At 39.5% G+C, this 14,549-nt stretch carries 15 protein-coding genes and 1 pseudogene; 10 read left to right on the top strand and 6 right to left on the bottom strand.

Annotated elements, in window-relative coordinates; all coding sequences use genetic code 11:
• The first annotated feature begins 208 nt into the window (after nt 1-208).
• From B4237_RS12025 to cysK, 4 genes and pseudogenes are all read left to right on the top strand, one after another.
• Nucleotides 209-695, top strand: a pseudogene (locus B4237_RS12025) (GNAT family N-acetyltransferase).
• A gap of 83 nt (nt 696-778) precedes the next feature.
• Entirely contained in the window at nt 779-2,395 is a 1,617-nt protein-coding gene (locus B4237_RS12030) for a Na/Pi cotransporter family protein (protein ID WP_278595571.1), read from the top strand.
• A 206-nt stretch (nt 2,396-2,601) separates the two neighbouring features.
• Nucleotides 2,602-2,859 (top strand): hypothetical protein, encoded by a 258-nt coding sequence (locus B4237_RS12035; protein ID WP_278595570.1) that lies wholly within the window; start codon nt 2,602-2,604, stop codon nt 2,857-2,859.
• Nucleotides 2,860-2,968: 109 nt separating this feature from the next.
• A complete protein-coding gene (gene cysK, locus B4237_RS12040) occupies nt 2,969-3,970 on the top strand; it encodes a cysteine synthase A (protein ID WP_278595569.1) in 1,002 nt (333 codons plus the stop codon).
• A 51-nt stretch (nt 3,971-4,021) separates the two neighbouring features.
• Here cysK and B4237_RS12045 read toward each other — a convergent pair whose 3' ends face one another.
• The 5 genes from B4237_RS12045 to B4237_RS12065 all read right to left on the bottom strand — a co-directional run bounded on the left by B4237_RS12045 (nt 4,022) and on the right by B4237_RS12065 (nt 7,082).
• Entirely contained in the window at nt 4,022-4,501 is a 480-nt protein-coding gene (locus B4237_RS12045) for a lytic transglycosylase domain-containing protein (RefSeq protein ID WP_374974141.1), read from the bottom strand.
• A 389-nt stretch (nt 4,502-4,890) separates the two neighbouring features.
• Entirely contained in the window at nt 4,891-5,454 is a 564-nt protein-coding gene (locus B4237_RS12050; protein ID WP_278595567.1) for a lytic transglycosylase domain-containing protein, read from the bottom strand.
• 337 nt (nt 5,455-5,791) lie between these two features.
• Complete coding sequence (locus tag B4237_RS12055; RefSeq protein ID WP_061523890.1) at nt 5,792-6,010, bottom strand: DUF2798 domain-containing protein; 219 nt, start codon at nt 6,008-6,010, stop codon at nt 5,792-5,794.
• Nucleotides 6,010-6,579: a flavodoxin family protein gene (locus B4237_RS12060; protein WP_278595566.1), complete on the bottom strand. Its 570-nt coding sequence runs from the start codon at nt 6,577-6,579 to the stop codon at nt 6,010-6,012. The genes B4237_RS12055 and B4237_RS12060 overlap by 1 nt, the downstream gene beginning before the upstream one ends.
• An 11-nt stretch (nt 6,580-6,590) precedes the next feature.
• Nucleotides 6,591-7,082: a DUF2938 domain-containing protein gene (locus B4237_RS12065; RefSeq protein WP_278595565.1), complete on the bottom strand. Its 492-nt coding sequence runs from the start codon at nt 7,080-7,082 to the stop codon at nt 6,591-6,593.
• 80 nt (nt 7,083-7,162) lie between these two features.
• Between B4237_RS12065 and B4237_RS12070 the strand changes: the two genes are divergently transcribed.
• From B4237_RS12070 to B4237_RS12095, 6 genes are all read left to right on the top strand, one after another.
• Nucleotides 7,163-7,567: a helix-turn-helix domain-containing protein gene (locus B4237_RS12070; RefSeq protein WP_061523887.1), complete on the top strand. Its 405-nt coding sequence runs from the start codon at nt 7,163-7,165 to the stop codon at nt 7,565-7,567.
• Between the two features lie 122 nt (nt 7,568-7,689).
• Complete coding sequence (locus B4237_RS12075) at nt 7,690-8,946, top strand: esterase-like activity of phytase family protein (RefSeq protein ID WP_278595573.1); 1,257 nt, start codon at nt 7,690-7,692, stop codon at nt 8,944-8,946.
• Between the two features lie 79 nt (nt 8,947-9,025).
• Nucleotides 9,026-10,222: an MFS transporter gene (locus tag B4237_RS12080; RefSeq protein ID WP_278595564.1), complete on the top strand. Its 1,197-nt coding sequence runs from the start codon at nt 9,026-9,028 to the stop codon at nt 10,220-10,222.
• 58 nt (nt 10,223-10,280) lie between these two features.
• Nucleotides 10,281-10,769 carry a hypothetical protein gene (locus tag B4237_RS12085; protein WP_061517340.1) on the top strand — a complete coding sequence of 163 codons (489 nt, stop codon included), beginning with the start codon at nt 10,281-10,283 and terminating at the stop codon, nt 10,767-10,769.
• Nucleotides 10,770-10,956: 187 nt separating this feature from the next.
• The gene (locus B4237_RS12090; protein WP_278595563.1) at nt 10,957-13,344 is read left to right on the top strand and encodes a YgiQ family radical SAM protein; all 2,388 of its coding nucleotides are present in this window, start codon (nt 10,957-10,959) and stop codon (nt 13,342-13,344) included.
• 321 nt (nt 13,345-13,665) lie between these two features.
• Entirely contained in the window at nt 13,666-14,196 is a 531-nt protein-coding gene (locus B4237_RS12095; RefSeq protein WP_278595562.1) for a DUF2726 domain-containing protein, read from the top strand.
• Here the strand turns inward: B4237_RS12095 and B4237_RS12100 are convergent.
• On the bottom strand, nt 14,193-14,549 hold the full coding sequence (locus B4237_RS12100; protein WP_278595561.1) for a RidA family protein: 357 nt from the start codon (nt 14,547-14,549) through the stop codon (nt 14,193-14,195). The genes B4237_RS12095 and B4237_RS12100 overlap by 4 nt on opposite strands.

Below are 14,549 nucleotides of genomic sequence, written 5' to 3' on the forward strand. Positions count from 1 at the left end.
CTCAGAAGTGAAACCTCTTAGCGCTGATGGTAGTGTGGCACTTGCCATGTGAGAGTAAGTCATCGCCAGCTTTTAAATTAGAAACACCCCCTCCGCTAATGCAGAGGGGGTGTTTTTTATTGGCTGATGGAAAGTAGTTGAATTAAATACAATATCGTTAGAAAAGTAGACTAAACTCGGTTAAACCATTATCAAAATTAACAATTCAATGAAAATTTCATTGCTTATAGATTACCCAGAGGCTGTTGGAAAAATTGTGAAATGGCACTATCACGAGTGGGGTCATCTCTCTTTAGAGATGACCGAAGAGGTGATATACCAAAAAGTGTTGGAAAAAGTAGCTCATCGGGATGTTATTCCTTTAGCAATCGTAGTCCACCATGAAAAAGAGTTGATTGGTGTCTTAGAGCTTAAGCGACATGAGAATAAAAACTACCCAGAATATGAATATTGGATCGGAGGTGTGTTTGTTGATCCTATATGGAGAGGACAAGGGGTCGCAGGTAGCAGGATTGCAATGGCAAAAGAAAAAGCTAAGCAATTAGATATCCACTACGCTCTATTTACAATGTGAAAGTCATAATATCGATTTATATCAAAGGCATGGTTTTAAAATAATTCATCAAGCTTCCTACCATAACATTGAAACAACCATTATGCAGTTTGAAGTTTTATTGAATCATAAAACAACATAAGTAAAACAGATGTAGTTCTATTAAAACATGTAAGTTTGAATTTTAAACTCATAAATACTTTAGAAAAATATAAGGAAAACTAAGTGCTGAGTGTGATTGTTCAATTGATGGGCGGCATTGGATTATTTCTTTTAGGTATGTCTTTGATGACTGATAGCTTAAAAGCGATTGCAGGTGAAGCATTACGGCAATGGTTGGTTCGATTTACCAACTCCCCAATAAAAGCTGTTCTATCAGGTATTGGCTTAACCGTAGTTGTGCAATCTTCAACAGCAACAACTTTAGCAACAATTGGTTTTGTGAGTGCAGGAGTATTAAGTTTCAGTCATGCAATCGGTGTGATTATCGGAGCAAATATTGGGACAACCAGTACTGGTTGGATGGTGGCATTATTAGGCCTGAAATTTTCTATAGCCAGTTTTGCCTTACCATTGATTGGGGTTGGCGCTTTATTAAAACTATTAGGTAAAGAGAAAATAGCATTTATTGGTCTAATTTTAGCAGGTTTTGGTTTACTGTTTTTTGGCATTCAAATATTACAAGATGCTATGAGTGGTGTTGCTCAATTGATTGATTTGTCACGTTGGGCTGAACCAACATTCATGATGAAATTGATTTTAGTTGCTGTCGGTATTCTCATGACGATTTTGCTTCAATCATCAAGTGCAGCGATTACAACCACATTAGCAGCCTTATCGACTCAAACAATTAATTTAGAACAAACTTTAGCACTAGTGATTGGTCAAAATGTAGGAACGGTTGCCACAGCAATTTTAGCTGCGATTGGCGCGACTACAAGTGCTAAGCGTACAGCCGCAGTACATGTTATCTTTAATGTAGTAACAGCCGTTTTTGCATTTTTACTATTGTCTCCTGCATTTATGTGGGCTTATCAGCATTTTCAATTGATTCACCAGCTTGATTCTGTGTTATTAGTTGCTGCATTTCATACGGCATTTAGTTTATTAGGTGCATGTATTTTTATGCCACTTTTACCTAAGTTTGAACAACTTATTATTCGGCTGCTTCCAGAGCAAGAACCAACGACAACACGTTATTTAGATGAGTCACTTTATAGTGTTCCTGCATTGGCGATTGCAGCAGCAGAGCGTGCGTTGTTGAAGTCGATTGCTGATATGTATAAGGTTTTGACTCGAAGTATTCGAGGAGAGATTATTGCTTCATTGGTTAATACAGATGAATATGATTGGACTCTTGCAAAAGTTGAACATTATTTAGAAGAAATGTCTGTTACGCAATCAAGCAGCGACCAGCATCGATTTATTATTTTGTTGAGGTTAGTGGTATATGTTCGAGTGCTCAAAAATGATCTAGCTGAGGTTGCAAATATTGAATCAATTCAGAAGCAAGATTCCATCTATGACTTAGCACAGCGTTTTGCCACGATTCTTGAGCAAAATATTCATTATTTATTGCAAGAACCTTTTGCAAATTTACCGAAAGGGCTAGTGAATGATCTCACTGCCATCGCTGAAGAAATGAAAGATAAACAGGAATTCGTGAGGCAGAAGCTTATAGAGGATTCTTCTCAAAAAAATGTATCTGCAACATATACACTAGAGCTTTTGGCTGCACAAAGATGGTTAGAGCATTTGGTGGTTCACTGTAGCCGTGTTGCAATCTTGTTGGGTGATACAGAGCAAGAGTTGGTGGATGAAGAGCTAAGTTTAGTGGAATAAATTTTAGTTTGAGATACGATTAATGATGATATTATGATTCTAAATATCTACTTTAAAATCATAATAATATGAGAAGAAAACTCTACTTGGATTATGTGCTCTATGCATTAATAAGCTGTTGCTTCGTGGTTGGGTATGCCTATACTCGTGGCGAATCATTCCAATGGTTGTACTTAGTAATATCTTTCATTTTTGGTATTCTTTTCATGACTTTTGTGATTGTAAGATTGCCAATTTTTAATCAGTATTATGCGCAAAGTGCTTATCCTCGCAATCTGATTATTCCGACAAAACCTATGAATAGAGCAAATCAGCGAGCAGCGCCTGTGATGTCAAGTTTATTAACAGGTGTCGTCTTAGGTGTGACCTTTTATAGCTTTGGGGTTGAACAGTTTAAAGTTGAATGCTTTGTCGGAGCTATTACTTCAGGTGTAATGAGTTTTTATTTTGAACCCAAAGTATAATTCGCCTAAACATCTAGTTTTTTCATAAAAGATAAAGTTTTCTACTTTTCTCCTCAGCTGACACGCCTATAATGATTGAGAATCATTCCAAATCTAATAAGGAAATAACATGTCTACCGATCAACAATTTCCAACACCTGCCAACTTAGGGATCGCAGTTTATTCAAATAATGCGGAAGCGATTGGTAATACACCTTTAGTTCGTATCAATCGTCTCATTAAAACTGGCGCAACTGTATTGGCAAAAGTTGAAAGCCGTAACCCTGCATTCTCAGTGAAATGCCGTATTGGTGCAGCGTTGATTGCGGATGCTGAAAAACGTGGTGTACTAAAGGCGGGGATGCATATTGTTGAGCCAACTAGTGGTAATACAGGGATTGCTTTGGCATTCGTAGCAGCAGCAAAAGGTTACCCAATTACCTTAACTATGCCAGCCAGTATGAGTCTAGAGCGTAGAAAAGTATTAAAAGCTCTAGGTGCAAATCTTGTACTGACTGAGCCTGCTAAAGGTATGAAAGGTGCAGTAGATGAAGCTGTTCGTTTAGCAACGGAAAATCCTGAACTTTATTTCCTACCACAACAATTTGAAAATCCAGCCAATCCACAGATTCATGTCGATACCACAGGCCCAGAAATCTGGCAGGCAACCAATGGACAAGTTGATGTTCTTGTCGCTGGTGTCGGTACTGGTGGTACGATTACAGGTATTTCACGCTATTTTGAGCAAGTTCAGAATAAGCCAATTTATTCTGTTGCCGTTGAACCCGCTGAGTCTCCAATCATTACACAAACAAAAAATGGTGAAAGCATTACACCTGCACCGCACAAGATTCAAGGGATCGGAGCAAACTTCATTCCTAAGAACTTAGATTTAGATTTGGTCGATGAAGTGTTGCCAGTGAATAGTGCGGATGCAATTGAGTGGGCAAGAAAGTGCGCTACTCAAGAAGGTATCTTGGTTGGTATTTCTAGTGGTGCTGCTTTGGCTGCAGCCGCTCAGATTGCAGAGCGTCCTGAAAATGCAGGTAAAACCATTGTTGTGATCCTCCCAGATAGTGGCGAGCGTTATTTATCCTCTGTACTTTTTGAAGGTTTATTTGACGAAGCTTAATTAGTTACGCTGCCAAAAAACCATGCTTTCAAGCATGGTTTTTTATTGAAGTTAGAGTGCTTTCTTCAAGGTTTTTTCATGTCGTTTGACTGAGCGTGCGTATTTTTTTGCTTTGTGGCGTGTCCAAAAACTACGTTTATAACCTGTTGGTCCAACATTGTAATAAGCAACGGCTTTTGACCAACTTCCAGCAGACTTATAGTAACTTGCCAATACAAATGCACCGCAATTGACATTGACTGTTTCATCGTACAGATTGCCTGGACAAGATTGACGCCAATGGCTTGGAATAATTTGGGTTAAACCTACAGCACCCGTTGAGGAGCGTGCAGAACTGTTATAGTTTGACTCTTGGCGAATTAGTGCTGCGAGTAGCGTGGGTGATACATCATAACGATCAGCACTTTGTACAATAATCGGCGAGATACGATTTGCAGTATTGGGTGATACAGAATAAGCAGTTTGTAATCCTGAAGATAATTGAGTAGAGCGATGGGCAAATGATCCACTAAGACTGCTACATGCACTCATGCTGATGGCAATCACAACAAGACTGATTTTTAAAAATACTGAGCTTAAATTTTTAAAGGTGATATGTTGATCAGACGTAGATGTTATTTGCAAAATATTGAACCGTCAAATGAAGCTATATGGATGGTATTAATTCAATTTGAATGAGTCAAGGCGGTTATTTTATCATGTTGATAAACTTAAAATTCAGTTTGTAAAAAAGCCCCGACATCCTGTCGAGGCTTTTTCATATTTGGTTTCTTGCCGTTAACTCCTGTCAACGACCACGTCCTGTCCTTCTTGTTGTTCTGAATGAGACTTCCTGTCTCTTTCTCTTTATGATTCTCATCATAGAACTATATACTTTAGTCGTATATTCGCCAATCACGGCAACCTGTGTACGTTTAAACTTACAGGGCTTCTTTTAAAGCTTGCTCATGGCGTTTTACTGAGCTGGCATATTTATGTGCCTGTTGCCGCATATAGAGGCTTCTTCTATAGCCTGTTGGTCCTACATTGTAGTAACCCAATGCTTTGATCCAATCACCTGTAGATTCATAGTAACGAGAGAGAATATATGCACCGCAATTAATATTTATTTGCTCATCATAAAGATTACCTGGGCAGGTCTGTTGCCAAAACTTAGGGCGAACTTGAGTTAAACCAACCGCATCTGCGGATGATTTTGCGTTGCTAATATAGCTTGACTCTTGGCGGATGAGAGCTGCGAGTAAATGCGGTGAGATGTTATAGCGATCAGCAGTTTGTAAAATAATGGGTGCAATACGATTTGCAGTGGTGGGATGAACCGAATAAGCGTTTTGAATGCCCGTAGAAAACTGCTGAGAATGGTTAACTGTTGGTGCTTTAGTGGTGCTACAGGCAACGGTTAAATATGAGCTTAAAAAAAGGATACACAACTTCAGACACGTATTTTGGAATCGAGAAAAAGAGAACTTGTTGTAAGTTATCATCGTTGAAAAAGTTTAACCATCATATAAAAAACAAGCGGATAGTATGGAGGTCAACTTATTGAGTCAATGGTAGCTGTTTAGCTAAATCGTTTGTTTTTATATATTCAGCTGGATCTAGTTCATATAAAAAAAGCCCCGACATCCTGTCGAGGCTTTTTCATATTTGTTTCTTGCCGTCAACTCCTGTCAACGACCACATCCTGTGCATCTTGTTATTCTGAATGAGACATCCTGTCTCTCTATAGTTTTATAGTATAGCGATAAATACTTGAGAGCATATTCGTCAATTGCCACAGCTTGCTGTACGTCAAAACCTACAAAAGATCCTAAAAATTTTCTAGCGATCTTTAAGAATAAAATTAACCATTCTTTGAGCGATAGGTGCACAGACCAACACACTTGGAAAAGCAAACATCCAAGCGACGATCCATGCTGACATCCACATTGAAAAGAAATGCTCAATAAAACCAACTGCTTTAAGTGTGGTAATTCCTGAAATCAAAAAAGACATCATACAAGACAAAATGAATGGAAATAAAAGCCTTGAAGCCTTCATCAGTTAGCCCCTTGGTATGCACTTAAGATCAATGCAATGTTGTGCCTAAATAATGGAGCCGTTTTAATATCACCAACATCAAATGCATGAGCTGCACTGGCATGTTCGGCTTGAGCCATTAATCCAGACCATGAACCTAATCGATTGACTGCCTCAGTATAGGCAACGCCATGATGTTGGCTAGGTCGTATTGGATTGCCGACCCATATCATACCGTGTTGCATACAAAAGGTGAAAAGTGAAATAAGCGTTGACTGTTTATCTCCTGCAGGAAGAGATGAGACCGTAAATCCTGCCGATAATTTTCCTTTAAAGCTTTGCTTTTTCCATAAAGGGCCAGTGCGATCCATCAGCTGTTTGAGAGGACTAGATACACCTCCAAGATAGGTAGGTGAACCCCAAATTAAAGCGTCATATTGAATAAGTTGCTCAGGCTGATGTATTAATTGTTCGGTTGTAAATAAATCAATTTGAATATGATCGACCAGCGCAGCCCCGAGTTGAATTTGCTCGGCGATAAATCGGGTATGACCTTGGTGACTATGATAAATAATTGCGATTGATTTCATGATTGAGGCCCTTAATTGAATAATTTTAAAAATTTGGCTGCGAGATATAAACCACACCCGAAGATACCGTGGTTGATGAGACTTTTAAGACGGTTGAGCCAAGGCTGCGGTGTGTTTGCAGCAGCTATGCCAGCGCCCAATGCAGGTTGCATAATCAAAAAGGGAACTAGCACCGTAATCAGGCCGAAAGCGAAAGCGCTATAAAACTCTGGCTGAATGAGCCAAGTTTCCCCCATGAAAAGAATAAAAATAAAAGCAAATAAGACACCGACACTGTAATGCGTACACCAACCCAATAGAGATTCATGTTGAATCTGAGGACTTTGGCTAATCGGGTGATGTCGAATTTTTCCTTTAAATATCCAACCGATCCAACGTCCCAATAAGGCGAAATTTAAAGTCGGAATATTCAGTTGCATTAGGATGAATAACCAAATATCCATGACAATTGTTGCACCAATACCTAAGACGAGTATCTGAAATAATTGCTCGAAAAAGTTCATGAATTCACCTCAATTCCAGCTCTACAAATGTGATAAATTAATTGTGCAAGTTCAAGTCAACTTGAAGTCAAGAGGTATTTATGGATATTGGTGAAGTCGCAAAAAAAGCGAATGTTGCCCCTTCAACTTTACGTTTTTACGAAGAGAAAGGATTAATCAAATCTATTGGGCGACAAGGTTTGCGTCGTCAATATGCCAAACAAGTTTTAGATCAGTTGGCATTGATTGCATTGGGGCGCGCAGCTGGTTTTTCTTTAGATGAAATTGCAACAATGTTTGGACAGGATGGTCAGCCACAGCTAGATAGAGGTTTATTGAATGAAAAAGCCGAACAGCTCGAGAAGATGACACGACGGCTACATTTCATTAGTGAAGGTTTAAGGCATGCGGCAGTTTGCCCAGCGGAAAATCATATGCAATGCCCAACGTTTCAAAATTTTTTAAAAGCTGCAATTGCTGGAGAGTATCAGCCGACCAAGCTGTAGCAAAAGTATCAGAGTAAATAGGCATGTCATTGTATCGCCATAAAGATTTCATTTTATTGAAGTCAAAGTTTCATAAAAGCTTGTTCTAATTTTCTTAATTTTTTTACCAAACGTATAAAATGATGAACAAGAAAACCGTATTGGCTTTGATCTGCGCGACAACTTTTGGATTAAGTGCCTGTAATGATGATAACCAAGATCAAAATACATCAACAGACAAAGTCACCGAGCCAACTTTGGTTTCTTTTGCCAAACTTCCTGTTGAAACATACGCAGCTGGCCCTGATTCTGGTCAAGCAGTTCAAGGTGCCAATGGAATTTATCCGCCTTTCAAAGGGCAGCCTGTACAAGGCTTTTCTGCTGCACTGAAAAACGATGATGGCAGCTATATGGCGATGTCTGATAATGGTTTTGGTACACAAGATAATTCAGCGGATTATTTACTTAGAATTTATAAGCTAAAAGCTGATTTTAAAACTAAGTCGAAAGGAACTGGACAAGTCGAAGTACAAAGCTTTATTCAGTTACGTGACCCGAATAAGCGCATTCCATTTGATATTGTGAATGGCAATACCGCTGAGCGCTTATTGACAGGTGCAGATTTTGACCCTGAGTCTATGCAACGCACAGCGGATGGAACATATTGGATTGGTGACGAATTTGGCCCATATTTACTTCATTTTTCCGCTGAAGGCGTCTTGCTCGATGCGCCTATTCCTCTGCCGAATCCATTGAACCCATCGCAAGAATTACGTTCACCACAAAATCAATTCAACAAAGCCAATATCAATTATGTTGAACCATTGGTTCCACAGAGTGGTGGTTTTGAGGGAATGGCAATTTCTCTAGATGGAAAATATTTATATCCACTGCTTGAGAAGCCATTGAAGTCGATTCGAGAAGGTGAGCGTTTATTATTAATTTCTCAGTTTGATGTGCAGAAAAAAGCTTATACAGGACAATACTATTGGTTCGCTTTAGATAGTAAAGCCACGAATATCGGTGATTTCCAGTTGTTCAATGACAAAGAAGGCATCATCATTGAGCGTGATGCCAGCCAAAATAATTTGGGTGGCTATAAGAAATTAATCAAGATTAAGTTTAATGATGCAACTCAAACGGTAGCGCGTGAAGACTTGGTTGATTTAATGAAGATTGCCAATCCAAATGCTTTATATGGTGTTGCACGAGAAGGTGATATTGGTACAGACCGTATTTTTGCATTCCCATTTGAAACGATCGAAGATGTGATTATTGAAAATGGTACAACGCTGACTGTGCTGAATGATAACAATTTTCCAGGTTCAACGGGGCGTAATGCCAAACTGGCGGATGATAATGAAATTATTCAAATTCGTTTACCAAAAGCACTATTTTAAACTTTAGGTCAAAAATGGCCGAAATGATCATTTCTCATTTTGGTTGAAGGCGTATACTGATCAGGCATAAGGAGTCGTAATGTCTGAGTCAGTTATACGCCCAACTCATATCGAATATGGTTCGAAATCGTTTACAGCGATTTTATGGTCATTATTTTTTGCTGGTTTTGCTTCATTTTCATCGTTGTACTGTGTGCAGCCGATGATGCCAATTTTTGCAAAGTTCTTTGCCGTGACTCCGACACAAAGTAGTTTACCTCTTTCTTTTTCAACAATTGCGCTCGCAATCGGCTTGTTATTTACAGGCTTTATTTCTGATCGGTTTGGACGTAAACCGATCATGGTGTTTGCTTTATTTCTCGTCTCTGTGCTGCTACTGGTCAGTGCATCTTTTCCTGTTTGGGAAATATTTCTCACGACTCGCATTTTTATTGGCTTGGCAGTCAGTGGTGTTGCCGCAGTTGCAATGACCTATATCGGTGAGGAAATAGCTCAGAACGATATTGGCTTTGCCATGGGATTGTATATTTCGGGCACTGCGATTGGTGGTATGGGGGGGCGTTTGATTGCTGGGGTCTTGGTTGACTTTATTTCTTGGCAATCGGCAACGTATATCATCGGTTTTTTAAACTTTATTATTGCGTGTCTATTTTATTTATTATTGCCGAAATCACAGCATTTTAAACCGTATCCATTCCGTTTTTCGCGTTTCAAAGCTGCATTTGAACAGAACCTAAAAGATCCTAAATTGCGTATTTTATTTGCACAAGGCTTTATTTTAATGGGCTGTTTGGTGACAGTATTTAACTACATCAGTTATCACCTGTTAGAAGCGCCATTTCATTTGTCACAAACATGGATTGGTCTGATTTCGATTGCTTATTTAGCGGGTATTTATAGCTCTCCTAAAGCGGCGAAATGGGGCTTTCAGTATGGGCGCGATAAAGTGCTTCCTATTTTACTGTTGACTATGATGGTAGGTTTGCTGATTACCTTGATTCCAACACTTTGGGCGATCTTACTTGGCTTAACGATTTTTACTTTTTCTTTCTTTGCCGCACATTCAACCGCCAGTAGTTGGGTTTCAGTACAAGCCGTACAATATCGTGCAGTCGCATCTTCTTTATATCTGTTCTGTTATTACATTGGTTCGAGTTTGCTTGGTAGTAGCGGCGGCTTGATTTGGGAAAATTTTGGTTGGGTTGGGATCAATTTCAGTGTAGCGATGGTGTTGGTGCTTGGGCTAATTTTAGCGGTTCATCTTAAACGCTTATAAGATATTCTATTTGCTAGAATTTGTACTAATTAACTAAATTTTAACAAGGATAATAAATTTGAATCATTTAGAAAGTTTGATTGCGGAATATTATGATTGGAAGGGATATTTAGTTAAGAAGAATCTGAAAGTCGGTAAGTTGAGTCATGGTGGCTGGGAAATGGAATTGGATGTCATCGCTTTTAATCCAATTAAACAGCATTTAATCCATATTGAACCATCTACAGATGCATATTCATGGGAGATCAGAGAAAGTAGATTTAAGAAGAAATTTGAGTCTGGTGAAAGATATATGTTTAGTAACGTTTTTCCTTGGTTAGAAAAGAATACACCTGTCGAGAGGATTATTATTTTGCCTGCACATCCAGCAGGTCGAGATTACTTGTGTGGAGCTAAAATTTTTTCGATTGATGAGTTTATGTTTAAAATAAAGAAAGACATAATTGAATGTGGAAAAATGTCAAGAAATGCAATTCCTGAGCAATATCCATTATTAAGAACCATTCAATTACTAACCAATGGTTATTACAAAGTACATGAAAAATGATGTTTAAGAAACTCAGTTTGAGTAAAGTTTGTACAAATTAATTTCTATTTCATTGTTTTTGCATATTTTATAATCAACAAAAATGAATGAAATTCATGTTAAAATGATCGGCTTTCATTTTAGGGGCTAAAATACCACCAGCCCCATAGATGTCTCTCCTCCATCTGCTAGCCGAGATTCGCAAGCCATGTCTACTGCCTACACCATGCAGACCGCGCCAAAAGCGCTGTTTGATTACGACAAATATTGGGCGTCGTGTTTTGAACCCGCACCATTTTTGCCGATGTCACGAGAAGAAATGGATCTGCTCGGTTGGGATGCATGTGACTTTATTTTGGTGTGCGGTGATGCTTATATCGACCATCCTTCATTCGTATCAGGTGTGATTGGACGTGTACTTGAAGCACAAGGTTTCCGAGTTGGGATTATTGCGCAACCCGATTGGACCAATGTTGAAAGTTTCCGAGTATTAGGTAAACCAACAATCGCATGGGGTGTGACTGCGGGGAACATGGATTCGATGATTAACCGTTATACGGCTGATCGTAAGATACGTTCTGATGATGCGTATTCTCCAAACAATGAAGCGAACAAGCGACCAGACCGTGCGGCAACGGTTTACTGTCAGCGTTGTCGTGAAGCGTTTCCTGACGTTCCAGTGTTATTGGGTGGTATTGAAGGCAGCTTGCGCCGTATTGCGCATTATGATTACTGGTCAGACAAGGTTCGCCGTTCGATTTTAATGGACTCGAAAGCAGACCTGTTGATGTATGGTAATGGTGAACGTGCCATTATCGACGTCATGCATCGTTTAGCCAAAGGTGAGAAAATCCACGAGATTACGGATGTTCGTGGTACAGCATTTATTATTAATAAACATAACAAAGCATCTAAAGCAAAATTCGTTGAAATTGCTAGTAATGACATCGATACCATTGGACGTGTTGATCCAATTATCAATCCCTATGTGATGACTGAAGATATTGATGGCTGTGAAGTTGAAAAAGAAAAAGGCAACTCACTGGCACAGTATCAAAATTTCCAAAAAGAAATCGTTGCTAATCCAATCGTTCGAGAAGGGGATAATTTAGACCCTGATACTCAGATCGTACAATTAAAACCTGCACCATCAAAAGCAATTAAACATAAGCTGCCGCCGCGTGAATTGGCAGTGATTCGTTTGCCTTCGTTTGAAGAAGTTGCTGATGATCAAGTACTTTATGCACATGCGAACCGTATTTTGCATTTGGAAACCAATCCGGGGAATGCGCGTGCCTTGGTGCAACGTCACGGTGAGCGTGATGTTTGGATTAATCCGCCACCCATTCCGCTAACGACTGAGGAAATGGACTACGTATTTGATTTACCGTATGCACGTTTACCGCATCCTGCGTATGGCAATGCACGATTCCCTGCATTTGATATGATCAAATTCTCGGTCAATATTATGCGGGGTTGTTTTGGGGGGTGTACGTTCTGTTCGATCACTGAACATGAAGGCCGTATTATCCAAAACCGTTCGGAAGATTCGATTTTACGTGAAATTGAAAAAATTCGTGACACTGCTCCCAACTTCACTGGGATTATCTCGGATTTAGGTGGGCCTACGGCAAACATGTATCGTTTGCACTGTAACGATCCTGAAATTGAGAAAAACTGTCGTAAACCATCCTGTGTCTATCCGGGGGTGTGTCAGAACTTACATACCGATCATGCACCATTGGTTCAACTGTATCGTAAAGCACGTGAAATCAAAGGTGTGAAGAAGATTCTGATTGGTTCTGGTCTGCGTTATGACCTTGCGGTACTGAATCCTGAATATGTGAAAGAGCTGGTACAGCACCATGTCGGTGGCTACCTGAAAATTGCGCCTGAGCATACTGAAAATGGCCCATTATCGAAGATGATGAAACCGGGGATTGGGACTTATGATCGCTTCAAGCAAATGTTTGAGCGTTTCAGTAAGGAAGCAGGTAAGGAACAATATTTAATTCCTTACTTTATTGCTGCACATCCGGGGACCACGGATTACGACATGATGAATTTGGCGATTTGGTTGAAGAAGAATGGCTTCCGTGCTGATCAGGTACAAACCTTCTATCCATCACCAATGGCAACTGCGACCACGATGTATTATTCAGGCAAAAATCCGTTGTCTAAAGTGGCGCGTTATACTGAGAATGTCGATATTGTGAAGGGTGAAAAACGTCGCCGTCTGCACAAAGCATTCTTACGTTACCATGATCCAAATAACTGGCCATTGTTACGTGAAGCTTTGAAAGAAATGGGACGTTCAGACCTCATTGGTAATTCAAAGCAGCATTTGATTCCGACGTATCAACCTCAAGGTACGGCTGAAGGTGAATATAAATCAGCGCGTAAGAAGAATTCGAGCGTTGCTGGAGATTCTGCAAAACGAAATGGTCAACAAAATCAGCCACGTTCCCAGTCAGGTCAAAAACGTCCACAAAAAGGGCAGATTTTGACTCAACATAATGGTTTGCCGCCACGCGAGACAGGTGAGAAAAGACCATTTTCAGGAAAGCCTAAACAGAAAGCCAAAGCACAGCGCTAACTGAACAAAAGAAGGCATTCAATAGAATGCCTTCTTTTTTAAATAATATTGTGAGCTGTGTCACATCGGCTTTAATTTTTCATAACGCAATAGAAACATATACTGACAATATCAACTTGAATATTTACTGCTCGATGATTATAAATAAAGGGGCAGCAAACTTTTACGACTTTGGTCGGCTTGTAAAAAAGGATGAATAATTTTAAGTTTGTCTTGCTAAAATGACTTTGCTATCGCTTGCTTTTGACTAAAAAAGTATTGATTAAAAAAATTGGCATCATAGCCAAAATGATTATAAAAAATCTAAAGGATTGGTTAGAAATGTATTATTTCATAACAATAGTAGGATTGCTGCTAATTGCAGCACTTGTGCTTCGGCGTTTACATCAAAATCAACGTCAAGACAGCCCCTTAAAGAGACGTGGTATTCTCACCATTTCAGAACAGATCACCTTGATGCGTCTTCAGGCTGTGTTACCAAGACATACGATTTTAGCGCATGTGTCTTTTGATGCATTATTAACGACTAAATACGCTCATACGCGTCGTAAATATCAAGGTTTAGTTGCTGATTTCGTTGTATTAGATCAACAACATCAGGTTCTGGTTGTGATTGAGATTGTTGATGAGTCTTATGTGAACCGTCTTCATCAAAAAGATTATCAAGATAGTTTGCTTGAACTGGCTGGTTATCGAGTCTTGCGTTATAGCAGTATTCCAACCGAGCAAGAGTTACGTGATGATTTGGTATCTGATCCATTAGAACCCAATACCACAATTTCGACAGTATCAACAGGTATGGTACAAGCAGAACATATCGTGAAATATAATATGTTCGCGGCAAAGTCTTAATCTGGCTTCACGGCTGTTACCGTCATTTCAACTAAAACATCAGGTGCATACAGTTTAGATTCTACGCAGGTACGTGCTGGGGGATGACCCTCAGCAATCCACGCATCCCATACTGCATTCATGGCTGTATAATCTTTCTCAATGTCTTTTAAAAAAATCAGCACGGATAAAATATGTGTTTTATCTGTTCCCGCTTCTGCAAGTAAACGATCAATATTGTCTAAGGTCTGCTGTGTCTGTGCAGCCGCATCTACACTGGTATCATCTGCAAGCTGACCTGCCAAATGAACTAAATTTCCTGAGATTGCGACTTCACAGAAACGAGAGGTGACATGTAGTCGTTGCACAGACAT

It is taken from the genome of Acinetobacter sp. UBA6526 (assembly GCF_002434875.1).
In the GTDB taxonomy this organism is placed as follows: domain Bacteria; phylum Pseudomonadota; class Gammaproteobacteria; order Pseudomonadales; family Moraxellaceae; genus Acinetobacter; species Acinetobacter venetianus.